29 protein-coding genes are annotated in these 20,939 nt (G+C 45.9%); 3 read left to right on the top strand and 26 right to left on the bottom strand.

What is annotated here, in order from left to right; translation table 11 throughout:
• Nucleotides 1-108: 108 nt before the first annotated feature.
• Nucleotides 109-1,101 (bottom strand): alpha/beta hydrolase, encoded by a 993-nt coding sequence (locus tag ACVA58_RS03430; RefSeq protein ID WP_446509051.1) that lies wholly within the window; start codon nucleotides 1,099-1,101, stop codon nucleotides 109-111.
• On the opposite strand from ACVA58_RS03430, the gene ACVA58_RS03435 reads away from it, so the two are divergent.
• Nucleotides 1,100-1,447, top strand: coding sequence for a hypothetical protein (locus ACVA58_RS03435; protein ID WP_446509052.1), 348 nt, complete (start codon nucleotides 1,100-1,102; stop codon nucleotides 1,445-1,447). The genes ACVA58_RS03430 and ACVA58_RS03435 overlap by 2 nt on opposite strands.
• A 48-nt stretch (nucleotides 1,448-1,495) precedes the next feature.
• On the opposite strand, the gene ACVA58_RS03440 is transcribed toward ACVA58_RS03435, so the two are convergent.
• From ACVA58_RS03440 to ACVA58_RS03450, 3 genes are all read right to left on the bottom strand, one after another.
• Nucleotides 1,496-2,254, bottom strand: coding sequence for a TSUP family transporter (locus ACVA58_RS03440; RefSeq protein WP_446509053.1), 759 nt, complete (start codon nucleotides 2,252-2,254; stop codon nucleotides 1,496-1,498).
• Nucleotides 2,255-2,828: 574 nt separating this feature from the next.
• Nucleotides 2,829-3,191 (bottom strand): hypothetical protein, encoded by a 363-nt coding sequence (locus ACVA58_RS03445; protein WP_446509054.1) that lies wholly within the window; start codon nucleotides 3,189-3,191, stop codon nucleotides 2,829-2,831.
• Complete coding sequence (locus tag ACVA58_RS03450) at nucleotides 3,181-3,732, bottom strand: hypothetical protein (RefSeq protein WP_446509055.1); 552 nt, start codon at nucleotides 3,730-3,732, stop codon at nucleotides 3,181-3,183. Before ACVA58_RS03450 ends, ACVA58_RS03445 begins: the two co-directional genes overlap by 11 nt.
• A gap of 644 nt (nucleotides 3,733-4,376) precedes the next feature.
• On the opposite strand from ACVA58_RS03450, the gene ACVA58_RS03455 reads away from it, so the two are divergent.
• Entirely contained in the window at nucleotides 4,377-5,225 is an 849-nt protein-coding gene (locus tag ACVA58_RS03455; RefSeq protein ID WP_446509056.1) for an HNH endonuclease, read from the top strand.
• Nucleotides 5,206-5,559 carry a nucleotide pyrophosphohydrolase gene (locus tag ACVA58_RS03460; RefSeq protein ID WP_446509057.1) on the top strand — a complete coding sequence of 118 codons (354 nt, stop codon included), beginning with the start codon at nucleotides 5,206-5,208 and terminating at the stop codon, nucleotides 5,557-5,559. Before ACVA58_RS03455 ends, ACVA58_RS03460 begins: the two co-directional genes overlap by 20 nt.
• A gap of 39 nt (nucleotides 5,560-5,598) precedes the next feature.
• Here ACVA58_RS03460 and ACVA58_RS03465 read toward each other — a convergent pair whose 3' ends face one another.
• The 22 genes from ACVA58_RS03465 to ACVA58_RS03570 all read right to left on the bottom strand — a co-directional run bounded on the left by ACVA58_RS03465 (nucleotide 5,599) and on the right by ACVA58_RS03570 (nucleotide 20,901).
• Nucleotides 5,599-6,606: an HNH endonuclease gene (locus tag ACVA58_RS03465; RefSeq protein ID WP_446509058.1), complete on the bottom strand. Its 1,008-nt coding sequence runs from the start codon at nucleotides 6,604-6,606 to the stop codon at nucleotides 5,599-5,601.
• Nucleotides 6,607-6,644: 38 nt separating this feature from the next.
• On the bottom strand, nucleotides 6,645-6,944 hold the full coding sequence (locus ACVA58_RS03470; RefSeq protein WP_446509059.1) for a MarR family transcriptional regulator: 300 nt from the start codon (nucleotides 6,942-6,944) through the stop codon (nucleotides 6,645-6,647).
• A gap of 49 nt (nucleotides 6,945-6,993) precedes the next feature.
• A complete protein-coding gene (locus tag ACVA58_RS03475) occupies nucleotides 6,994-8,274 on the bottom strand; it encodes a tyrosine-type recombinase/integrase (RefSeq protein WP_446509060.1) in 1,281 nt (426 codons plus the stop codon).
• Nucleotides 8,274-9,248 (bottom strand): hypothetical protein, encoded by a 975-nt coding sequence (locus ACVA58_RS03480; protein WP_446509061.1) that lies wholly within the window; start codon nucleotides 9,246-9,248, stop codon nucleotides 8,274-8,276. Before ACVA58_RS03480 ends, ACVA58_RS03475 begins: the two co-directional genes overlap by 1 nt.
• Before the next feature lie 2 nt (nucleotides 9,249-9,250).
• Complete coding sequence (locus ACVA58_RS03485; protein WP_446509062.1) at nucleotides 9,251-9,454, bottom strand: tail protein X; 204 nt, start codon at nucleotides 9,452-9,454, stop codon at nucleotides 9,251-9,253.
• A complete protein-coding gene (locus ACVA58_RS03490) occupies nucleotides 9,451-9,819 on the bottom strand; it encodes a phage tail protein (RefSeq protein WP_446509063.1) in 369 nt (122 codons plus the stop codon). The genes ACVA58_RS03485 and ACVA58_RS03490 overlap by 4 nt, the downstream gene beginning before the upstream one ends.
• 26 nt (nucleotides 9,820-9,845) lie before the next feature.
• Nucleotides 9,846-12,548, bottom strand: a complete 2,703-nt coding sequence (locus ACVA58_RS03495) for a phage tail tape measure protein (protein WP_446509064.1) — start codon at nucleotides 12,546-12,548, stop codon at nucleotides 9,846-9,848.
• 121 nt (nucleotides 12,549-12,669) lie between these two features.
• Nucleotides 12,670-13,239 carry a phage tail assembly protein gene (locus tag ACVA58_RS03500; protein ID WP_446509065.1) on the bottom strand — a complete coding sequence of 190 codons (570 nt, stop codon included), beginning with the start codon at nucleotides 13,237-13,239 and terminating at the stop codon, nucleotides 12,670-12,672.
• A 57-nt stretch (nucleotides 13,240-13,296) separates the two neighbouring features.
• Nucleotides 13,297-13,788 carry a phage major tail tube protein gene (locus ACVA58_RS03505; protein ID WP_446509066.1) on the bottom strand — a complete coding sequence of 164 codons (492 nt, stop codon included), beginning with the start codon at nucleotides 13,786-13,788 and terminating at the stop codon, nucleotides 13,297-13,299.
• Nucleotides 13,781-14,956 (bottom strand): phage tail protein, encoded by a 1,176-nt coding sequence (locus ACVA58_RS03510; RefSeq protein ID WP_446509067.1) that lies wholly within the window; start codon nucleotides 14,954-14,956, stop codon nucleotides 13,781-13,783. The genes ACVA58_RS03505 and ACVA58_RS03510 overlap by 8 nt, the downstream gene beginning before the upstream one ends.
• The gene (locus ACVA58_RS03515; RefSeq protein WP_446509068.1) at nucleotides 14,956-15,147 is read right to left on the bottom strand and encodes a hypothetical protein; all 192 of its coding nucleotides are present in this window, start codon (nucleotides 15,145-15,147) and stop codon (nucleotides 14,956-14,958) included. The genes ACVA58_RS03510 and ACVA58_RS03515 overlap by 1 nt, the downstream gene beginning before the upstream one ends.
• 72 nt (nucleotides 15,148-15,219) lie before the next feature.
• A complete protein-coding gene (locus tag ACVA58_RS03520; protein ID WP_446509069.1) occupies nucleotides 15,220-15,579 on the bottom strand; it encodes a hypothetical protein in 360 nt (119 codons plus the stop codon).
• 2 nt (nucleotides 15,580-15,581) lie between these two features.
• A complete protein-coding gene (locus ACVA58_RS03525) occupies nucleotides 15,582-16,196 on the bottom strand; it encodes a hypothetical protein (RefSeq protein ID WP_446509070.1) in 615 nt (204 codons plus the stop codon).
• A 37-nt stretch (nucleotides 16,197-16,233) separates the two neighbouring features.
• Nucleotides 16,234-16,758 carry a phage tail-collar fiber domain-containing protein gene (locus ACVA58_RS03530; protein ID WP_446509071.1) on the bottom strand — a complete coding sequence of 175 codons (525 nt, stop codon included), beginning with the start codon at nucleotides 16,756-16,758 and terminating at the stop codon, nucleotides 16,234-16,236.
• Nucleotides 16,755-17,408: a phage tail protein I gene (locus ACVA58_RS03535; RefSeq protein ID WP_446509072.1), complete on the bottom strand. Its 654-nt coding sequence runs from the start codon at nucleotides 17,406-17,408 to the stop codon at nucleotides 16,755-16,757. The genes ACVA58_RS03530 and ACVA58_RS03535 overlap by 4 nt, the downstream gene beginning before the upstream one ends.
• Nucleotides 17,392-18,396 (bottom strand): baseplate J/gp47 family protein, encoded by a 1,005-nt coding sequence (locus ACVA58_RS03540; RefSeq protein ID WP_446509073.1) that lies wholly within the window; start codon nucleotides 18,394-18,396, stop codon nucleotides 17,392-17,394. The genes ACVA58_RS03535 and ACVA58_RS03540 overlap by 17 nt, the downstream gene beginning before the upstream one ends.
• Nucleotides 18,393-18,725 (bottom strand): phage baseplate protein, encoded by a 333-nt coding sequence (locus ACVA58_RS03545; RefSeq protein WP_446509074.1) that lies wholly within the window; start codon nucleotides 18,723-18,725, stop codon nucleotides 18,393-18,395. The genes ACVA58_RS03540 and ACVA58_RS03545 overlap by 4 nt, the downstream gene beginning before the upstream one ends.
• Nucleotides 18,722-19,282 (bottom strand): phage baseplate assembly protein V, encoded by a 561-nt coding sequence (locus tag ACVA58_RS03550; protein WP_446509075.1) that lies wholly within the window; start codon nucleotides 19,280-19,282, stop codon nucleotides 18,722-18,724. The genes ACVA58_RS03545 and ACVA58_RS03550 overlap by 4 nt, the downstream gene beginning before the upstream one ends.
• Nucleotides 19,260-19,766 (bottom strand): hypothetical protein, encoded by a 507-nt coding sequence (locus tag ACVA58_RS03555; protein WP_446509076.1) that lies wholly within the window; start codon nucleotides 19,764-19,766, stop codon nucleotides 19,260-19,262. Before ACVA58_RS03555 ends, ACVA58_RS03550 begins: the two co-directional genes overlap by 23 nt.
• Nucleotides 19,732-20,247 (bottom strand): phage tail protein, encoded by a 516-nt coding sequence (locus ACVA58_RS03560; protein WP_446509077.1) that lies wholly within the window; start codon nucleotides 20,245-20,247, stop codon nucleotides 19,732-19,734. The genes ACVA58_RS03555 and ACVA58_RS03560 overlap by 35 nt, the downstream gene beginning before the upstream one ends.
• Nucleotides 20,216-20,581 carry a hypothetical protein gene (locus ACVA58_RS03565; RefSeq protein ID WP_446509078.1) on the bottom strand — a complete coding sequence of 122 codons (366 nt, stop codon included), beginning with the start codon at nucleotides 20,579-20,581 and terminating at the stop codon, nucleotides 20,216-20,218. Before ACVA58_RS03565 ends, ACVA58_RS03560 begins: the two co-directional genes overlap by 32 nt.
• 2 nt (nucleotides 20,582-20,583) lie before the next feature.
• The gene (locus ACVA58_RS03570; protein ID WP_446509079.1) at nucleotides 20,584-20,901 is read right to left on the bottom strand and encodes a hypothetical protein; all 318 of its coding nucleotides are present in this window, start codon (nucleotides 20,899-20,901) and stop codon (nucleotides 20,584-20,586) included.
• Nucleotides 20,902-20,939: the final 38 nt, after the last annotated feature.

Here is a 20,939-nt window from a genome sequence, read left to right on the forward strand (position 1 = left end):
TTATGCCCATGTTCTGCACCTGAAACAAACTAGCTTCTTAGAATATAAACTAAAGAGGTAAAAGCGCTCACCTGAGCGCTTTTATTTCAAGAACAACAACTAGAATAACTACTTGAGGTACTCAGCAAAAAACTGACTAATCTCTTTAATAGCATCATCAGACTCGGGGACACCTGCTATTAAGCCACTCATGTAATCAGCATGCGACTGTCCGTCATAAACATGTAATTGGGTGTCAACATCCGCACTACGTAATAAACGATGCATACGAACCGTATCGCTCAGCAATAAGTCACGTGTTCCAGTCAAGAACAACGTTGGTGGGAAGTCATCAATCTCTGCATAAACCGGTGACAACAGCGGGTTTGCTAAATCCTCACCATTTGCATACAAATCAAACGTAGCTTCCAGAAGACCATCGCGCCTCCCTAGAGGATCTAACCCCTTCAGTGTTAGCCACGAATCTGATGTCTCTTTTAAATCCGTTGCAGGTGTGCCCGCATAGATCGCACCCGGTGTAGGCAAGTCCATTTGCTGCAATTTCAACACTGTTGCCAAGGTTAGGTTTCCGCCAGCCGAAGTACCAAAAATAGCCGTCTGCTCTGGCTTCTGGTTTTTAGTGAGTTCTTTCCAAACGGCTACGGTATCTTCTAATGCGGCAGGAAATGGATGTAGCGGTGGCTTACTATAGTCAATAGAGATAACTTGAGCTCCTAGCCCGTTTGCTACCCAAGCAGCCTCCCTTAACGCGGATTCGCCGCCGCCAAAGACAAAGGCTCCACCGTGAATATGGATCAGCCATTTGTCTTTGTACTCTGGTGCGACTTCTTTAGGTGTAACAAAAAACGTCTCAACCCCTGCATACGTTTTCGCTTCGTAAGTAACACCTAAACGCTTCATCCCTTTATGAGCAAACTCAATACCTGAGGCATTGAATGCTTCTTGAAAAGCCAGCCACTCTTCGGTTGACTCTGGAACTGGCACTTCCGGTGCTTGCTCTCTATTTTCAATAATTGAAGCCATTTCAGATGAAACACCCACAGGTGTCGGGATAGATCGTTCATCCAAAGTAATGTTCGCTAATACAACTGAACTAGACATGCTAACTAATAATGCTGGAACAATAGTACGTAATAATTTCTTTTTCATCATGACTCCGATAACCCGTCGTTTATACCCTGTGGACTGTGCCGCCATTATTCAGCACATCGCCGTCCCATTCGATGAATTAGAGAAATTCAAACCTGCACTAGATAAACCTACGCATACCGCCAAATATGAATTACTCAAACCCATGGTTATCAACATAGAAAGCAATAACAATGTGGCTATCAAAGAGTTAAAAATTAAAGAGATTAAAATGAAAAAGTACTTACCTGTTATCGTGATATTTAGCTGCTACCTCGTGTTCTTCTTTGGGTTAGTTACTCGAATTTCGGCGTTGTAGAGGACGGCTTATGTTCGAGCAATGAGGCTGCTATATCCATCAAAACCCTCAGAATAAATTAGCATAGACTAATTTCACTAGCATTATTGAGCAGACTGTAATGAGTGCAGGCTTAACGACTTTACTCCCCTTGTGATGTACTAATTTTGAACCGTACTTTGCACCAATCCACTGGCCAACAGCCATAACCAACCCAAGCTTCCAGACAATCTCCCCTCCGGTAATAAACACCATCAAAGCAGCCAAGTTTGTAACCAGTAACAATAACTTGGTATGGGCAACGGCTTTTGCCGTACTAAAGCCCAAAAGCGCCACAAAACTAATAACGAAAAAAGAACCCGATGCAGGCCCGAAGAAACCATCATAGAAGGAAATTACTGCACCGACTGTAACACCATACACACCAATTGGAATTCTGCTTTGGGTATCAAAATCGGCCAACCGTGGAGAAAAAAATATGTAAATCATTGCCGCCATAATCATAAAAGGCAGAAACTGACTTAAGTATGATGAAGGGATAGTTTGTACAAGGTAAGCACCAAACCCTGCACTTAAAAACGATAAGACTAATGGTACCTTCAAACGAGAAACATCAATCAGTCCTTGCTTGGCAAAATAGCCTACCGAGGAGATCTTACCAAAAATTGCTTGTAGCTTATTGGTTGAAAGCGCTTGTGCCGGTGTTAAACCGACTAATAGTAATGCTGGTAAAATGATTAACCCACCACCTCCACCAATCGCATCAACAAAGCCCGCAAGTAATGCCACAAAGAAAAAAATCGCAACAATATCCAATGTTACTTCCACACATCATCCTCAAAAAACGCTGATCTATCTAAGAGCCTAATATAGTGAAGGTCTAGCCCTGTGACTGCTAGGTGTTTTGGCTGGGAAACTGTAACTAAGATTATAAAAGAAGCCCTTCTTATTGAGAGCGCAGTTGTGCTTATTAAGTTTCACTAGTAGATATGAAATAGGTAATAGCTCATTTGACAGCCAGAATTTAGCCATGCCCCTCCCCCTAATTCTTTGTTATCATTAAGCCAGATGACACTTTTCTCGTGTGAAGATAATAATGAGCAACAACAACAATCAGCCAACCCTGTTTTGGCTGGACTATGAAACCACCAAAATAGTGATATGATTTTATTAAGTTATTTTATATAAATCATCATCTAAGGACACGGTATGGACACGCACTGTAGAGAAGTTTCACACGAACTATATCAACCTTAAAAGAAAAGCTAACCAAACACACCTTTAAACTATCAACCCATCACTGCTACTAGTGTAATACTATCTTCAGCAATATCCGAGGCTTCTAGGGCCCAGCCCACGAAACAGAAATCTGTAGGCTGGCTTCTTGTCTTTTTGGGTATCATTACTCTTTGGTTCTTTGTTTTAGTTCAGTATGCATTTCTCTTAACTGCCTTATCTGCTCGCACTTTTCCGCTTTTCGTTTTAAAAAATCCAATCTTACAATTTCCTTCTTATTTTTATCCTTGTGGTCTTTCAGACGCAGTTTTCTAATACTGGGGAAGAAGCGATATAAGCATGCAAGAGCTAGCATAAATAGCACGATGTTTATCATACGTATAATGTCAGGTGAGATAGATGAAAAGCTATTCAATCCCCAACCAATACCAAGCACACACATAATAGACCAACCAATCCATCGTAGTGCCAAACGAATGTACAAACTGACCTGGTAACGTCTAAGTCTTATCTCTGCTTTATTTTTCATAAAATTCCTCTAAGCTGGCTACTTGACAATCATGTAAACCATTTTCAGTTAGGACTCGTGCAGTATAAACGTAAGTTTGTTGGGCGGGAGCAAGTTGTAGATGGGTTTTCGTGGTGATAATTTTACTCTTGCTCAACCACCAATAATAGGGGATAAGCTCCACCAGCGAACAAAAAGAAGAAGAGTCGAATTGGGTGAAGAAGCCTAGCGCTTCCTTTACCTTTTGTTGGGTATACTGGAATTTTTTAGTTCTAAGGCCGACTAGAGTATCACTTTCTATAACTCTATCTGGAAATACAAACACATGATGTGTCCCCTTTCCACTAGGGCAGCAAAGAGGGTCTGAATCACGTGGATATACTGTTGTAAAGTTTAGTATCCCATCCCTATCGATACTATCAAAATACAAGTGCTTGTCGGACTTTCCTCCTACAATAACCGACTCTATCACGTTAGGATCGCCGTACCGCACCCTTAGGTGTTGGATGTAACCTGTTGCATCAATTGGGTGCTCAGTCAGAAGGTATACATGTTCTATCAAGCCATTTCCCGTCAGGTCATCGCTGAGTATTAAAGTAGATTCTATTCTTGACTCCCCCGCAGATACAGGCAATGTCAATAATATCGATAACACATGTGAGATGACAACCGAACATAATGTAAGTGTGCGCATAGTGCCATGTTGCATAGTGAGTGTTCTATCAAATATAGCACTATTCAAAAGTATGGTTGAATAGCTACCGACTTGATAAACACAGTTAGATGAGCTGTAAAATGACCAAGTATTCCAGCTGGGCTTTTCAATGCTCAATTAATCAATAATTTAGTGATTCCTACAAAGCAAAAATGTCCAGAGGCGCGTTGCAGTGGAATGCCCCAAAACCAGTTAATTCTGCTCGAACTGAGTTGCTTATAACTCTCAAAAGGCATGAAAAATCATCTAACGTTACGCATAACGTTCATAGTCTAAATGCTACAGGTCTCTTCTGATACAAGCCCGATGGTGGTGACCAAAAGACTCGAAAAATTTTTATTCCTCGCGATGTGGCATCGTAAGCAAGACTCTAGCTACCAGAAGGACCCAGTCTGTCTAGATAAGCGTATCTTTATGCCAGCTTATTTACTCATCACGTTATCAAGAATACAATACCAATAAACTAGCTCTACCCTTCAAGGACTTAGCGTATGATTTGGGCTGTATATGTTTCTGATAAACCCCACTCAAAAATTAATTTTCCAATTGGTATGGATAGCAGAGTATGGGGTGTCACCGAAGATAAAAAGAAAACAGTTCTAGATGTAAAGGAAGGTGATTTAGTTGCCTTTGTATACGCAATATCATGGTTAAAAGCTGAAGGTCCTCCACCAAGTGGTTTCTCAAGAGTGGGTAAGGATAAGCTAGATTTATTCCGTGGTGTTGTTCAAAACATCACATTAGGAAAAGTGACTAGATCATACTATGAATCACATAGCGTTGTTTGGCCTGATGATACCTACCCTCACAGGTTTGAGTTTGAAATTGTCGAGCAGCGCAAAGGTAATGTGTTTTTTGGTACAGAGTTCTTCAACTCTGAGTTCGTTGAAGCTGTACGCTACTCAGCATGCACACGAGGTTCAGTTACAGCTGCAAGTTCTATCGTAGAGCTTGAAGACCTATCACCCAAGGAAGATAAAACTGAACAATATACAATCGATGATCCTGGCTACGAAGGACAACCAATTTACCGATTACATAAAACGAGAGAACGTGACGACCAAATACCTCGTCGTAAGAAAGACCAAGTTTTAAACGAAGTAGGCAGACTAGCTTGTGAGATCTGTGATACAGATTTTTATAAAGCTTATGGAGAACTTGGATATGGGTTTGCTGAATGCCACCATGAAAACCCGATTAGCCTAAGAGATAAAAATGAAGAGACCAATCTTAAAGACTTAGCTATCTTATGTGCTAACTGTCACAGAATGATTCACCGGAAAAAACCATGGTTAAGCGTAAAAGAGCTAAAGGCTATTTATGAAGAACACAGAGATTAAAGAAATACAGGAAGCTCTTCAATCATTTGCTCAAGAGCGTAACTGGGATCAATTCCACTCCCCTAAAAATTTGGTTATGGCTCTAAGCGGTGAAGTCGGTGAGCTAACCGAGGTATTCCAATGGCTTACACCTGAAGAAAGTGAAAAGCTATCTTCAAAACAGCAAGATAAACTCGAAGAAGAGATTGCAGATGTATTCTTATATCTTGTGCGATTAGCTGACAAGACTGGAGTAGATCTTCTTGATGTTTCTCGAAAAAAAATAGCAGTTAACGCAGCAAAATACCCTGTAGAAAAAAGCTATGGCTCTGCCAAAAAATACACAGAGCTATAAAACCAGTAGTACTGTATTTTACAGTACTACTCCTTTCAGTTATTCGACTTCACTGAGGCTGGATTGAAATACATTTTCGTAGTGATGTATCAAAGCCTTCTCACTAGCCAACAAACCACTTAGATACTTACCTTCAAAATTTTCATACTCTGAGCCTTTCAACTCATCATCAATTTCTACTTTCAAACTATCTGGGTTAATTGAAATTAAACCAAGGTCATAAAGCGTATGTATATCAGACCTGAGCAAAAGTCCGTTCTGTACATGGTTAGTTCTTTTGCCATTGTAGCCAATGATATGAGCAGCTTCTAAAGCGCGTGTAACTGTACACCCAGTGATAACACATTGCTTATAAACCGCTATAAGCTCATTCCTAAACTTCCTTTGACCTCTCCGAGCAACAATGCTTCTCAGGGTTCGTTCCCTCGCATCGTTTTCATCCTTTGCTTCAATATCCTCAAGATCTTCATCTCCTGCACCTGTATCATAAGTACCAGGAATATCACCAATCATATTGATCTCATAACCTAGTTCAATCAATGCTAAATCAATAGAGCGTTCAATGTGCCGAAGTAATTCTTCTTCAGAGTCGATTGGGAAATAAAACTCTTTAGGGTTTGCAAATACATTATTATATTTAGTAGTACTACTACTTCCATCTACATCGATTTTTAATTCTTTACCACGTTGCTTTCTAGTAACAACACACAAGCCTTGAGAGTTTGTTTTCGATTCAGCACAACCAACTAAAGCGCCACGCCCTAACTTATCAAAGCACAGCGCTACATAGATACCATTTGAAACTGATTGGTTTGGAGGCAAAATACAAACATGTGGAACAAACGGAAACACAGCTACACCCTTGGATGCTTCCACTTCTAGCTGTATCCCCCTGTGCAGCTTAAAACGTTCCTCAAGCTTATTCCTTAACCTTTCCAGATCAGCTTTAATTCCAGATAGCCTTGGGTCACTGGTCTTCAACCCACTACCTGGTTTACCAGGGTGCTCCTTTCTGAACCTACAGATTCCATCAAAGCTATCTTTCATATATCCTCTTAATAATTAAGAATTTACCTTCACTTACTCTACAACTTTGAGTATGCGAACTCAATCCCACCGACTGTTCCCCCCCTAGCATATCGAATTAAATAAGCTCTCTCGCACAAACGTCGTAATGTTGAGCTTGCCCAAGCAGCAGACAATCCACAACGTTCTGCAATATCCCCTGCAGTAACCTCCTCCCCACACTTAATAGACTGAAGCACCCTCAACTGCGTCTTACTCAATTTAACTAAGCCAACTTGATGCGGTACAGCCCGAGCTGCACGAACCAAATTCGGGTCGATTAAGCCGCTTTGAGCCAAATTATCCATATTTTTTATCATCCTCTGAGGTTTAGAATCGGATCATGAAAGGATCCAGTCGTGATAAGGCTTAGTGAAGGGTTGTCTCTGGAATTGAAATAGGTAATAGCCAGTTGTGCCAGCAAGAATTTAGCCATTGATGGTACGTTTTGAGGGCATCTTTCTTCTGCAATTCCATATGAGTGTGAATATATGCCTGGTCAAGCTTGTCGCGAGCGTGATTCAGTAATGCCTCACAAACAATATAGTCGATACCCAATTCAAGCCAGATTGTCCTTGCCCGCTTCCTTAGGTCATGGGCCGACCACTTTCTTTTCGAGATATCCCTCACCCATGTGCTCGCCGTGGTACTGTGGATCGGCTTTCGGCTTCGTTTGGACAAGGGGAACAACATCCCAGTTTGATATCCTTGCACAGCTTGCCACTCTTGGTATGAACGCAATAGTTCAACCATGCCATCAGTTAGAGGATAGACAACTGGCTTACCGTTCTTGGTGTCTTCTGCAGGAATGGTCCAGCGCTTCTGAATCAAGTCGATATGTTCCCACTTGGCTTTTCGTGTTTCCCCTATCCGGGTACCGTGGGCAATGATTAAAGTAAGCAGCAACCGCTTATCTGGATCTGCCTTTTCGATGGCCATCAATGCTTCCGGAAGTTGATCAGTATTGAAACGGCAACCTCGAACCTGTGCAGCAGATATAGAAAAGGTCTCACCAAAGAAGTCTTTGAACCGGACATCTGACATCGGGTTTACTGTGATCTTCTTTACCTTCTTTGCTGCCGAGTATGCCGTCTTCATCAAGTTAAAGTTGGCTCGCACATAGCTCAGAGAATAACCCTGTTGAAACATGGGCTGGATAAGCTGCTTGTCTACTGTTTGATGACACAATTTCATGACAGGCCATCCCTCAAACATACAGCTCACATGCTGTTCCGCCATGCTCTTAAGGTTCTGCAATCTCTGAGTTGTTGAACGATGTAATTTAAATTCCCGCTCAACATACCAATTAATTAGCTGATCAACTGTTTCAAACCCGCTGCATTCAGCTTTTTCTCCGGCTGCAATTCGTTGGGACGCTATACTCACCAACTCCATAACATGCCTCGCCTGAGTCGCTGGATATTTGCCGATGCGATGGCCAAACTGACTACCGTTCTTGTACTCCATCAACACCCAGGTGCCACCCGTGCGCGCTTTATTGAATTTCAGATAAAGAGAGCAACGCTCATCTTTGAGCTGACGAACCCGAGGATCGCGGAGGTGTTTTTTAATTTGAGCGTCTGAAATCTTGAGGGAGATGGTTGAAGAGAATAAAGCTTGCTGATTAAGTCGAATATTGCTTGATAACATCACTCACCTGTTAAAGTCGCCTGAATAACCATACGTGTCGGTTGTAGTCCTTGGCCGGAGAAGCTCACCTGGTCAATAGAACACTTCCCCTGAAATGCACGGGGAAATGACTCATCCATAATCACAATGCCCTCTGCAAAAGCCGTTGGATTGACTGGCGCATCTATGGTGATTTTCCTTCCCTGCCGTTGCAGCTTCCTAAGCTCAGTGGCACAGGCCTGCTCGGCTTCAGCCTTACTGTTCTTGTCTTTACCAATCCGCTTGAACGGTGAACTCCCAAGCCTAACTTCCTTCCGGCTACCGTCGGCTGTAGAAAGGTAATAGGCACGAGCACCACTAAAATCATTACGACCATCCAGATCGGCTGACACATTGATGAACTCTGGCAAGCGAGGATCATTCTCCTGAGAAAGTGACAGGGTAATGGACTGAATAGCCTTTCCTGACGCGCTACGTTGCTCCCCAATGGGAACAAACACAAACTGTCCTTCTGATGGCTTTGCAACTGCATCATACTGTTTTGCCAGTCTGTTTAGGAAAGCCGGTGTACTCTCCTCACATCGGTCCAAATGCTCGATTACAATTTTTTGTAATCTCGAATGCACAAAAACAGAGAACCCATGCGGGGTAACACAGTCCGAGACTACCTGGCCCAAGGTTGTATTGTCCCAGCTCGCTGACTTCCTCTCTCGATATCCCGTTTCATCAGTAATTGCAAAAGGCGCCACTGTTAGAACCAAGGTGATCTCTCTTGGATGCAGGCTGATAGACCGTTTGGAGATCTGAAACTCATCACGAGGGACATCACCCAGCATGACCGAGTACCGCTCACCCTTTGGTGGCATTCCATCGATGTCATCCGAGTTGATAGCCAGAGTCAGACTGTCACCCTCAGTGCCATTTCCATCCTTTAAGCGCCAAGACTTGAGCCGACTCAACATCAAGTCGGCGTTTTTTCCTATCAAATTAATCATCTTCAATCCCATGACTTAGTGACTGTTTTGAGTTTTGGAGCTGATTTCACATCAGGTAGAACCACAACGGTATTCTGCTGAAAAACCTCATTCCGAACGTGCGGATTCAACTGATAAAACGCCTGCTCAAGCTGATCGTTATCTTGCCCGGAATACCGATACAACAAGTCAGTGATCAGCTCTCCGGCCTTTGCATTGACCTTCACCCGCGATACTCCTTCAACTGCAGAGTAATGTCCGTCACCATCGCTCGGCCATCATGTACCAACGATGATTTCCCTTCTTTGAGTTGCTGAATCGTCCAGCGACCTAAATTTCGTCCCTGCCCGTCACTCACTTGTTGAGGTTCATCAATCAAGTTCCGGATCGCCTCAACTGACTCATGAGCACCGTACTGCAGCCATTTCCCGCTAATATCGATGGTTTCAAGTGGACGCCCAGTCCTTTCCGACCGAGCGTCATCTATCAAACCCACTTCAGAGAACGCGCCAGGGGAAGTACGTTCGAACTTACTGATAGGCGTTTTATTGCCCACAGCAAAAACAAACTCACCAATAACTAAATGATGCATAGTGAACCCTTAACAATCTCGAGCACCTAACTATCCCGATCGATAGCGGCATAACCTAACTGAGTCGAAAGCGTGTTCTCACCCATCAGGTAAGCAAATTGCTGATCCATCTGGCGAGTAACTTCTTTCGCAATGACTTGCTCATCTTGACCTTGAGCACCTGTGATTTGAATTTGAGGGGAAAATGTCACTTGAGGTTGTTGTCTAGCCTGAGCTTCTTTCTGCTGAACAGCATCAACCTTTGCGGCAACTTGCTCTGGCGAGTCGAGCTTTCGGCCAAACCAACCACCCAACATCTCGCCGCCCATACCGCCACCAATAGAGCCAATTAAGCCTCCTATTGCGGTACCAATCCCGGGCAATATCATAGTCCCAAGTGCTGCGCCTAGTGCGCCACCACCTAATGAACCACCAATATCACCCAAGGCCTCACCACTCTGCTCCATATTGCCGTTGGCAATACCTTCAACTGCAGAGACAGCATTCATAGTCAGACCGAGTGGCTTTAATACACGAGCAAGCCCAGCTTTACCCAAGGTATCAGCCACATCACCACCAATCTCAATAGCATCTGCAGCCATAGCATTCATTGGCATCATCGCAATACCAGAACCGGCCATCGCCAAAGCTGCCCCTTTCGGTTGAACAAACCGGTTATCCAATACCGAACGAGCTAACCCAGCTAGGCCGCGTCCCCGTTGTCTAGAAGATGATGGACGTGCTCGTTTCCGACCTCCACCAGTCAATCCACCAGCCCTGCCATTCCTAGGGCCACGACTCGAAGCCACCGCAGCATTCAGATTTCGCCACTGTTTAGCCGCCATCGCAGCAATCCGGCCACCTTCCTTGGTTTCCCGGTTAAGTCCTTTGCGAAACAGTCGGGACTTATCCAGCGTATTACCAAAAATAAGTGAGGCAGCTTTCCCAGCAAGCATTACACCTTTAAGGCCAATGAATGCAGCAATACCAATTCCTACGGCAGCAGCAACGCCCTGGTTAGCCTCAGCAAAGTCAGCCAGTATATCCACGCCCTTACCCAGAGGTTCAAGCACCCAGTTCAATGCCGGTAACAAAGCGGTGCCAATAACAACACTCAAACGGCTCACTTTATTGACGAACATATCCACGCCATTTTCAGACGTACTGACTCGAGTCTCGTATTCTTTTTGAAGGGATTCGATATGAACATCTTGCCCTTGCTTGGCAAGCTTCAAGGCTTTAGTGAAATTCTGGGTATTCCCCGCAAGCGCCGCCACAGCACCTTTGGCCTCTTCACCAAAGATCTGACTGATCAATGCGCTCTGCTCTTCAATAGGTGCATCTTTAATCGCTTCGAGCACTTCCAACAACGTACCCGAAGCGTCTTGCTGCATAGAACTGGCAATATCACCAGCATCCAAGCCCAATGCAGTCATTGCTTTTTTCTGTGTTCCACTGGCTGCGTCACCTAAAGTCAGACGGCCAGAAATATTCTTAAGGGCGGTAGACGCACGCTCTTCCCCCATACCGGTTGAAAGCATGGCTGAAGCCAAAGCAGCAGATTCATTAACAGAAAAGCCCGCCGTTTTTGCGGTTGCTCCCTGCCGAGCCATAACGCCAGCAATGTCTTTCGCTTTTGAGTTGGAGTTATTGGAAAGGTGGTTGGCAAGTCCAGCTAGGCCTAAAGCCCCTTGCTGATCAAGCCCCATAGCAGCCTTAAACACTGCCAAGGTTTCACCGGCTTGCCCGGCTTCCATGTCAAAAGCCACACCCATCTTTGCGGAATCGAGTACAAAGCTTTTCAGCTCACTAATGTCTTGAATCCCACTCTGACCACCAGCCGCAAGCATCGCATTAATATCATTGGCACTCATCGGCGTATCTGTGGATGTTTTCAGCGCCCAAGAACGCAGCTGAGCAGACTGCTCCGGTGTCATGTCCACAACTTTGCTGACATCAGCAAATGAGCTTTCGTTCTTCATCGCAGACCACATAGTGCCTGCTAACGGCGCCGCGGCCATCGCTAAACTCGTTGCCTGACTGCCTATCTCACCAAGTTTTGCTTTTCTGGCATCAATGCGACCTTGGATAGTCTGCATTTCCTTGAGCCGACGATTCTGCTTCTCAAGAGCCGCTGTTGATTTCTCAGTTTGGGACTGCAAACGCTTTTGCTCATCACCGAGCCTATCGGTACTAATACCGGCTTTCTTCAGGGCATCACCCAAGCTCTGCAAGCGGTTCTGTTGTTTCGTCTGGCGATCAGTTAGAGAATCCACCCTACCTGACGCCTTTTTATAAGCCGCACCTAATTCAGTCGTTCGAACCTTGCCATGGTGAATCTGCGAATTTAACGACTGAAGTCGCTTATTGGCTTCATTAAGCTTCAGCTTGAGTTGTTGAGCCCCTTCACCAGAGGCTTTTTTCATTTGCTGGTTTAGGCTTCGGATTTCAGCCTGGGTAATGCCGTACTCACCACGTAAATGAGATGTCTTCTGCTTATTCTCTTCCATCTCAATACCAAGCGCATTCATAGATGCCTTGGCGTTAGTAACTTGCTTGGCCAGTTTTGCCGCTCGACTACTGGCAGACTCAAACCCTTTAACTTCACGGAGCTGAGTATTAAGAGACTTCACCTCACCACGCTGCTCTTCCAACGCTGCTGTCAGGCGCTCTGTAGCCGTAGTAGTCGAAATAATATCCTTGGTGCCCTTTACGGTAGCATCAAGGACAAAGCTGATCTTTTCGCTCATCGTTTCACCCCGAGCTTAGAAAGAATCAATTCGTAGCGCCGCATCGCCTGATCTTGTGGCCACTCTCGCAGTTCACTCTCAGAGGTATTACGATGCATAGGGATTAAATCAATGAGCGCTTCTACATCGTCGGGCGAAAGTAATCCCCCGACAGTTGAAAAAAAGCGCCGACCTGAGGCTTGATAGCCAGGTAGTCATTCAGCGCCATCGCATCCATATCCGGTGTATCGAGGTTACAAACAACACGAAACATGAAGTTCTCTCGCTCGGTATCATCTGTGATTTCCGCAAGCGCTTCCGAGTGTTTGACCTTAGGCACAACAAACTTGATATGTGAAATGTTCTCGCCAAGCTCATTCGTGAATGGGAACAGCAAATCAAACTCAAAATCAGAACCAGTCAATTGCTTCTCTTGAATCTCATCGGATGGCTTCAAGATAAAATCTCGAATATCTTCATGTAGCTGAGTGAAATCAGGCGCTGACAGCTCTTCAAATTCCTCATTGGAAATATCGGTACAGGCCAAGATCATCGCTTTAAGTTGTCGGAACAACTCAGAAGGACTCAGATCTTTATCTACCCCAAGATTGACATAAGGAAGCAGTCGGAACGCCCCCAGAGAAATAGGCTTGATTTCAATTTGATGGTTACCGTTTCGGTTGTAGAAAGGCAACTTAGTGGTCTTTTTCATGGAAATTCCGATACAAAAAAAGCGCCCTAAGGCGCTCATCAACTAAACGAAAAACAACTACAGGCTGATACCCGCCTCACCCATCAAATCGGCACCACCGACAATGGTTTTCCCGGTGTTTACATTGATGTCATGAACAACAGTGCCGGTATCACGTTGGGTATACGCCTTACAGGTACCTTCAATAGTAACGGTCGGCTTCTCACCCATTTTCACAGGATCTTTCTTGATCACAGTGATTGGCCCGTACATTGAATACTCTTCAACATACGCCACACCTTCCGTGCTTTTGCCTTTCTCGGTCACATTTACCTGAGCGTTACCCATGGTGAACTTACCCAGCGCTTTAGAAAGCGCACCATGCTCACCGCGTACCTTGAGCGACCAACTTAGCTTCTCAAGCCCAACCGTATCTTCCGAGACAACAAACGAGCCTTCGTTGTTAGCTAGCTTGGCTTTGATTTCTGGCGGTGTGAAATCAACGATCTCATTCATCAAAGGAACAGACTCAACCTGCGCCTTAATCCGCATACGGATACGATCAGCCATTTACGACCTCCTCAAGCCAAGCTGTAATCAAGCCATTATCGACACTCATCTCATACACCATGTGTTCATTCGGTGAGTAACGGCCATAGTTAACACACAAGAACCAACGGCCAGAGCTGTAGTTCTCAAGATTGTTCTTACTTGGGTGCAAGAAGGCTTTGAATACAGGAATCACGCCTTGAGCAACCAGGTCTTGTCCCCAGTTGGTCAGGCGATCAATCACCTGCTGCATAAACTCTTCAGTGAGCTGTTTACCCATTAACGGCTGGCTGGTTTCTTCCAGCTTTCGCGCCATTAAATCTTCAAGGCCAACATGTGAGATAAAGCGCCCGGTATTGGTTCGGTTGCCAATGATCGAATACCCACCCATGCGGGTACGAGCAATAGTCACAACACCGTGCTTATTAAGGAAGTTAGCCTGAGTAGTTTTATCGTTGATCTTGTAAGACACATTACGGGCAGTTTCATCACAAAGCACCGAACGGTTTTGCGGGCTAACCCAACCATCCACAGAGGCCATTGCTGCCACCAGCGCAATCGATGCCGGCATCAATAGCTGGGCGCCGTCATAAGTCTTAAGAAACCAAGGATCGATAATACTAACTTTATCCTCACCGGTACCTTCTGCGCCAAATTCAGCCGCAAACTCTGCTGCAGCCATATCGTTTGTATTAGGCCCATCCAGCACCGAACGGCAGCGAACATCACGCCCCATCAGAGCTAGCTTCTGCCCAATAGGTTTAGAACTGAAACCAGGCGCAGCAATAATTGTTGGTGTCTCAGGACAGCCTTTTACGGTCTCGAGGCCTTTGATTGCGCCCGTAGCGGAATCGACACCGCCAATCACATTGGATTCAGTTGTTGCATCATCGGCATGCTCTTGTACAACCGTCACATAAAGGATGCACTTCACGTACTCCAGCAGATAGCGAATCACATTAGGCAGAGTCCCTTGGCGATCACCTTTACTATCTAGCGCCATCATGGCGTCTGAGTAATTCCAGAGACGTGTCGGTTCATTGTAAGCAATCGTCCCGCGTTTATCCGGCGCAGTACCGACCAAATGAACCACCTGCAACGCAAGCGGCCCCATACTTGGTAACGGCTCAATGGTATTAACTTCAACACCGTTGATCTCAAAATCTTGAATTGGTGCAAGGGTTGCCATTATTTGCTCACCTCTTGTTTAACTTGTGTAGCCTGCTCAGCCAGACCAATCTTGCCGTTCTTCAGCAAAAAAGGCGTCTGCGCAGGCTTTAGGGAAATGGTTTTATCGGATGGGAAATACCACCGGCCATTAAGACGGAAAGGTTTCAGGATCGGGTAATCCTGCACCCCAAGTTGCTTTTGGGTTGCCATAGTTGTTCCTGCAGGAGATCAATAAGGTTGGAATTTAGGTACAAAAAAACCGCTGATGCGGCGTTAGGTTTGTCATTCTGTCGGTAATGGGTAACGGGCTTTTATCTCAGCGACTTTATCTCGCCAAGCTTGCTCTTTTTCTGATGTTTGATCGTACTGCCATTCCATGTATAGCGGATCTGACTCACTTAAATACGCTTTATAACGTTTAGATAAAATAATCCTAAGCTGTTCGGCTCTAGAAGCCTCCACCATATCAGCTTCTATTCGCTCTGCATCAGCTTTTCGAATAAATTGACCATTTATGTATAGATGGGTATCTATATCAGGTAATGAATCGACGAAATACGAGGTAACACCCTTAGGAATGGATACTGATGTTGGAAGAAAAACATTTCCTGAATCATCAACAAAAAATTTGTATGTATTCATAGTCACTTTGCCATCGCTTGGATATCAACAACCGCTGAAACTTGCCAATACTGCTTCACCAGAACTTGAATTGTCATTACTTCCATATCTATAAATGAGTAAATTCCATGTTCATTTGGTTCTATAACTTCACCACTAGAGTTAAGCACCTGAATATAACTAGAAATATCATCCCCAGCAGAGAATGAAATTAACATTTCATCTATAGGTGGGCTAGTGAAAGGGTTAGAGTTTGCCCGAATTGACAGTTCACCTGATACGCCCAGTTGACGACCTCTTTGATATGAACTCAAGAAAACCTTTATATAATGACCCGCATATTGAGTTTTAAAACTAAATAGGTCTACAAAATGATCCGTTCCCGCATCACTATCACCCGTATACTGAGTAACAACTCGTCTATAAGTATCTTTAGGCTCCAATAGGCCAATTCCAGCCGAGTTTTTTACGATAATTAACGAATCAAGGTGCCCTGAATTCAACTTATCTATTGTTGCTTGTGTATCTTTTTCAGCTTTGTCCATGCGCTGATCAATTTTACCAATCTTCCCATTCACCACCTTAGTCAAATCATTCGACGCTTCAACCAACGCCCCGATCTGTTGCTCAATACTCATATGCCTGATTTCCAATTATCGAATTAATGCCAGCCCACTAGCCTTGCTTTTCAAGTTCATTCACCCGAAGCAGCAACTCCACATGTCGGGCCATATTGCCAATCTGTGCTGTGCCCATGATAGCGAGTTCTTCAGCCAGGAAGAGGTTTATATTCTCGGCGCCGAGCACCACGTTAACGCTGTCAGTAGGCAACGGAGAAATATCGAGAGTAAACTTCTGCAGCCAACTGGCATTCGCTGATTTATAGGTGAGCAGCGTGTTTGGTACCGAATAAACAGCCAGCAACGTACCGGACTCTAAGAAGAACCCGACTTCCCTCACCTCATATTCCAGACTGCCTTTAAATACCGCGCCCATACGGAGCTGAGTTGGACTTAACTCTTCCCAATCCGTAATCAATTCGCGCTGCTTTTCGTTATAGAGGCGGGTCTGGTCAACACTGGGGTTATAACTACGGTCACCGGCGGCAATCCACTTAATTGCCCCTTTTATGCCCTGATTTCTCGCGCTGATCAGCTCTGCCAAACCCGCTTTTGTGTACTGTACAACAGGTGTACTCATGCTGTTGCTCCGGGATTCATTTCACTTATAACCACCATCCGTGTTGCACCGCCCCAACACACAGAACCGAGACAAACCGGTGATGGCGGCAGTACACCATTCACCAAGTCATCATGATTGGTCACACCTTCCTGAGCGATACCAGAAAAACGAAAGCCTGACTCATTACCATGAGCCACAATCAGCTCAACCGTGTCCCGTTCCGACTTAGTATGTTCAATACGGGAAAGCATCCGTTCGACACTTCGCTTATTGGCAGGATGGCTACGCTTCCAAGCAATAACTTCTATATGATACGGCCCCGGAGGCTTATCCATTTGATACCAAGGGCTCACCTCGATATCACAATCAAGCGCATCCATTGCTACCGAGAGCCCATGGCGAGTCCCCGCTTTACGGTGTATCTCAAAGGCCTTGTCCGCCGTCTTGCGCTGTTGGTCCAATGTATCTTCAGGACGCCAGTCCATTACCCCGCGTTCTGCCGCTAGCAAAGCGACAAACTCATCGGGGCTATACAAGGGTTGTTTAAGCTCAGGAAAAGGATCCACCAGAAGGTTGATTGCCTGATGCCAGGCGAACTCCAGCGATTCCTCAATAACAGTGCGGTTCTCCGGTTGAACGGAGACGAAAGGTTTACTCTGCCCGGACATCAATCACTACCTCCGTGCAATAAGGCGCCTCATCCCAATCACAAACCACATCTTGCGATGGTTCATGCACCTTGGCTCGCTTAGCACCTAACTCATAAAAGATATGCGCCACCTCTTCACGATCCACAATGGCTTCTAACCGATGAAGCCTATCCGCAAGCGATTCAGCTGCTTTCACTGCTTCCTCTTGCTGAACATGGTTACCCGGCTGCGCACCGGTATATAAGGTCGCCACAATCCGATAAGGCTTTGGCGTTGCACTCTTGGTCGAGATTTCATCCGACTCCTGCGCAATATCATCCCGCCTTAGGTAATTCAGTGTCCGCGCCAATAACTCAGGACTCGCTCTGCCGTCAGGGCTTTCACGGCTAAGCACTGCCACACAGACCTTACCCGAATTAGGCTCAATCATTTTTGGCCGGGCATCTTTAACCGGCATAGGCCGAGTGAGATTCTGAAACTCATACCGCATCACCACAGCATCAGGTTCAGACTCAATCTTGATCACCGGTCGCTCATCCAACGTCAACGCATGGAACTTATACCCCATGTGAGTACCTGTGGTATGAAACTGATAAGGCGCCAAATCAAAACGCTGCAACAAGCTGTCATTTGACTCCATCACCGGCGGCTTAGGCGGAAATACCGAATCATCACCCGGCTCCATCACCTGCCGTTTCAAGCCATACTGCAGCGCCAGCAAATCCACCATGTCCGACTCAGTGACGAACTTGCGGAACATCTGCAAAGCTTGGTGGTTATGCTCACGAATTTCAGCAATACGCTTTAGCACAAACGCCTGTGTTACCTGTGCCAGCAACTCAGCATCATTATCAAATGCCGATTGAAGCTCTATCTCCTTATCAGGATCACGCTCAGCACAGTAATCAACAGCAAAGCCAATGTACTCCTCTAGTAGCGATTCAAAGTCAGGAACCTGAAATGCTCTAGGCAGATTCGAATTAGATAAATTAGATGAACTCGTCATACACGCCCTTTTAGCTCAAGCGGCTTCCCGTTCCAGTCACCACTCACCCGTACAATGAAGCCATTCTTTCCAGATTCAGCGCGGCACGACTTAGCATTGAAAGCCGTCAGTCCATTCGCCGGATTAGCCAAAGCTTCAAGAGTCAGGTTCTGTAAGATCATCGCTTCGGTTGGAGACTGAATTCTACCCAGCCTCTCAATAGCTCGATTGCCAACAGCTCTGCGCTTAACGCGGGAAGTCATAGACGTGGTCAATACCCGTTCAAAACGGCATTGCAATGCAGCCGCACCATTTACCGTGCGACCAGTTTGAGGATCGATTCCAATCATTGTTGTTGTGCCGGAGTAGAAGTATCAGCACCCGTTTCAGGGGATGAATGTTTGTGGCCGTTGTATATTTCACGGTCGGCCTGCATGGATCGCGTATGATCAACAATCTCACCGTGGTTCTTAAAGGTCGGCGCATGCCACTCAACGCCACCAGGATAATGCGCAGTCAGCTTACCGCTATCGAGGTTGTAGAGCTCCGTCATCCCATCACCGTAATCGGTCATCACTTCATGGGCTTCAGTGGTTGGGCATGGGTACTGAGTGGAAGGAAGCCCCATTAACGCGACTGCATTATTTAGGTTGTCACCGCTGCCAAGATTAATCAGCAAGCACTGCTCACCCACACTCGGGCGGCGATAATGACTCACCCGCCCAGCGCAATGAACAAAGAAAGGGATCCGCGTAGCCTTATTCAAACCAGAAGTCACAGCGACGGTTGTCTTATCCGCCTTCGATACCACACCAAGGCGAATAATATTCGCTGCCGCCCTGCGGTTTTCTTCCAGCTCTTCACGCAGGGCCAGAACCTCTTCCTCAAGCGACCTGAGGCGTTTCATCAACTCCAACATCATGATGACTATTCCCCACAATCTGAAGCCACTCTTCGCCAACCGGCCCCATGTAAATACGCTGCTTAATGGTGACCACTCTTAAGAACACCCCATTATCAGGGTCGAACTTACGGGGAATATTCGATATCAGCCGAGTATCATCCACATCGTTAAAGCAACCAAACCGCTCATTCAGTAGCTCCCGCTCAAGCCGAGTTGACGCATCCAGCGCTTCCAAGTCGAAATCCCTGACAGCGGTCGGCACTTCTACCAAAAAACGCAACTCAATCTCATGCAGCTTACGGCCATCATTACCAGAATGATTCACAGGCTCACTCTCACCAACCTGATAAGTGATCAGCGTATGAGCTGGCTCTTTGGCCTCACGTCGATAAGCAGTACCAATTTTGATGCCTAGCCGCTGCTCCAGCGTACCAACCACCAACCTCACCCACTCACTTGGCGCTCGAAAGAACGAATTTGAACTCATGGTGAAAGTGCTCCTCGAACTTGCGGTTTAACTCGGGAAGATAAGACTCAATAATCTCTTCGGACTGCTCCGAGATATCCATCGTCACCAGCTTGATAGACTTTCTGGATCGGCTCTGGCGCCGAAACACCAACAGCTGATCACTATCCATCGGAGAGATAAACGCCCCCTTGTAGAAATGCCGCCCAACAGTGACACCGTCACGGCCTTGAACAGGCTTTCCCAACCGATGAACGCCCACTTCCCGTACACCAACCCACAGCTTCGATGTTTGGCCACGCTGATACACCCGATAGCGTGTTTTCATTGCCTTACTATCGATGGATAGCTCATAACCCAGGTCAGCCATCGAAACCGCACGTAGCCAACGATTAGTTTTCACCACCGCCCGTCGTGCCGCCTTGGCCAACTCCACAGGCAACTGAGAAAACTTCTCCAGCACACGCGTATCAAGCATCATCTGTGAATTCAGACCAGCCATGTTTAGCCCCTGCCGATTCCAAGCTCATCAAGTATTCACGAGTGATCTGGCTATCCCCATCACGCCCCATATCAAGGGCATTAGAATGAGCCAGCACATAGCGCTTACCCTCATCCATCAGCGAAGCTAATGGCGGTAACTCGGCATCAGTTAGAAGCCGTTTTACTTTATTGCCATTCAGCTCAGTGGACTTGATATATCCCTGAACCGTTCGCTGACTGCCATCGGGTAACATCACCACAATGGGACGGCCAAAGCAGCGTTGAAGCGAAGCCCGAATTAACTCTCGGGCTCCTTCAAACTGGCTAGCCCCCTCATCAAACTGACTAGCCATCGCTAAACCAGCACGCCAGTCAGCAACACACAGCCATCAGTGAAGACACCCACGGGCACTTTCACCGAACCGTCAGCCGTCGGTGCTGCTTTCGTAAATTCACCATTGTGGTAATACGCAGGTTCCGATTCGAAAGCAGGCGAATCCCCCGCCTTAATCGGCCCATCAAACAAACCACGGTAAGTACAACTCACCACTTGGCCTTCTGGACCCGAGTAATTGGGTACCACAATCAAAGAGCCATACTTAACCGGTACATCCTTGGTAAACCCGCCAGCTGGCGCTTTCAGGTCAATCTTATTTCCGTCAGCAATACGCATCGTAATTACCTGTCCTAATATCGAATGAATGTGGGAGT

The organism is Photobacterium sp. DNB22_13_2 (assembly GCF_052873915.1).

Bases quoted from the DNA above. Each gene is read 5' to 3' on its own strand.
- ACVA58_RS03435 (WP_446509052.1), top strand. From the start codon at position 1,100: ATGCTAACTAATAATGCTGGAACAATAGTACGTAATAATTTCTTTTTC.
- ACVA58_RS03430 (WP_446509051.1), bottom strand. From the start codon at position 1,101: ATGTCTAGTTCAGTTGTATTAGCGAACATTACTTTGGATGAACGATCT.
- ACVA58_RS03445 (WP_446509054.1), bottom strand. From the start codon at position 3,191: ATGAAAAATAAAGCAGAGATAAGACTTAGACGTTACCAGGTCAGTTTG.
- ACVA58_RS03455 (WP_446509056.1), top strand. From the start codon at position 4,377: ATGATTTGGGCTGTATATGTTTCTGATAAACCCCACTCAAAAATTAAT.
- ACVA58_RS03460 (WP_446509057.1), top strand. From the start codon at position 5,206: ATGAAGAACACAGAGATTAAAGAAATACAGGAAGCTCTTCAATCATTT.
- ACVA58_RS03465 (WP_446509058.1), bottom strand. From the start codon at position 6,606: ATGAAAGATAGCTTTGATGGAATCTGTAGGTTCAGAAAGGAGCACCCT.
- ACVA58_RS03470 (WP_446509059.1), bottom strand. From the start codon at position 6,944: ATGATAAAAAATATGGATAATTTGGCTCAAAGCGGCTTAATCGACCCG.
- ACVA58_RS03475 (WP_446509060.1), bottom strand. From the start codon at position 8,274: ATGTTATCAAGCAATATTCGACTTAATCAGCAAGCTTTATTCTCTTCA.
- ACVA58_RS03480 (WP_446509061.1), bottom strand. From the start codon at position 9,248: ATGATTAATTTGATAGGAAAAAACGCCGACTTGATGTTGAGTCGGCTC.
- ACVA58_RS03490 (WP_446509063.1), bottom strand. From the start codon at position 9,819: ATGCATCATTTAGTTATTGGTGAGTTTGTTTTTGCTGTGGGCAATAAA.
- ACVA58_RS03495 (WP_446509064.1), bottom strand. From the start codon at position 12,548: ATGAGCGAAAAGATCAGCTTTGTCCTTGATGCTACCGTAAAGGGCACC.
- ACVA58_RS03500 (WP_446509065.1), bottom strand. From the start codon at position 13,239: ATGAAAAAGACCACTAAGTTGCCTTTCTACAACCGAAACGGTAACCAT.
- ACVA58_RS03505 (WP_446509066.1), bottom strand. From the start codon at position 13,788: ATGGCTGATCGTATCCGTATGCGGATTAAGGCGCAGGTTGAGTCTGTT.
- ACVA58_RS03510 (WP_446509067.1), bottom strand. From the start codon at position 14,956: ATGGCAACCCTTGCACCAATTCAAGATTTTGAGATCAACGGTGTTGAA.
- ACVA58_RS03515 (WP_446509068.1), bottom strand. From the start codon at position 15,147: ATGGCAACCCAAAAGCAACTTGGGGTGCAGGATTACCCGATCCTGAAA.
- ACVA58_RS03520 (WP_446509069.1), bottom strand. From the start codon at position 15,579: ATGAATACATACAAATTTTTTGTTGATGATTCAGGAAATGTTTTTCTT.
- ACVA58_RS03525 (WP_446509070.1), bottom strand. From the start codon at position 16,196: ATGAGTATTGAGCAACAGATCGGGGCGTTGGTTGAAGCGTCGAATGAT.
- ACVA58_RS03530 (WP_446509071.1), bottom strand. From the start codon at position 16,758: ATGAGTACACCTGTTGTACAGTACACAAAAGCGGGTTTGGCAGAGCTG.
- ACVA58_RS03535 (WP_446509072.1), bottom strand. From the start codon at position 17,408: ATGTCCGGGCAGAGTAAACCTTTCGTCTCCGTTCAACCGGAGAACCGC.
- ACVA58_RS03540 (WP_446509073.1), bottom strand. From the start codon at position 18,396: ATGACGAGTTCATCTAATTTATCTAATTCGAATCTGCCTAGAGCATTT.
- ACVA58_RS03545 (WP_446509074.1), bottom strand. From the start codon at position 18,725: ATGATTGGAATCGATCCTCAAACTGGTCGCACGGTAAATGGTGCGGCT.
- ACVA58_RS03550 (WP_446509075.1), bottom strand. From the start codon at position 19,282: ATGAAACGCCTCAGGTCGCTTGAGGAAGAGGTTCTGGCCCTGCGTGAA.
- ACVA58_RS03555 (WP_446509076.1), bottom strand. From the start codon at position 19,766: ATGAGTTCAAATTCGTTCTTTCGAGCGCCAAGTGAGTGGGTGAGGTTG.
- ACVA58_RS03560 (WP_446509077.1), bottom strand. From the start codon at position 20,247: ATGGCTGGTCTGAATTCACAGATGATGCTTGATACGCGTGTGCTGGAG.
- ACVA58_RS03565 (WP_446509078.1), bottom strand. From the start codon at position 20,581: ATGGCTAGTCAGTTTGATGAGGGGGCTAGCCAGTTTGAAGGAGCCCGA.
- ACVA58_RS03570 (WP_446509079.1), bottom strand. From the start codon at position 20,901: ATGCGTATTGCTGACGGAAATAAGATTGACCTGAAAGCGCCAGCTGGC.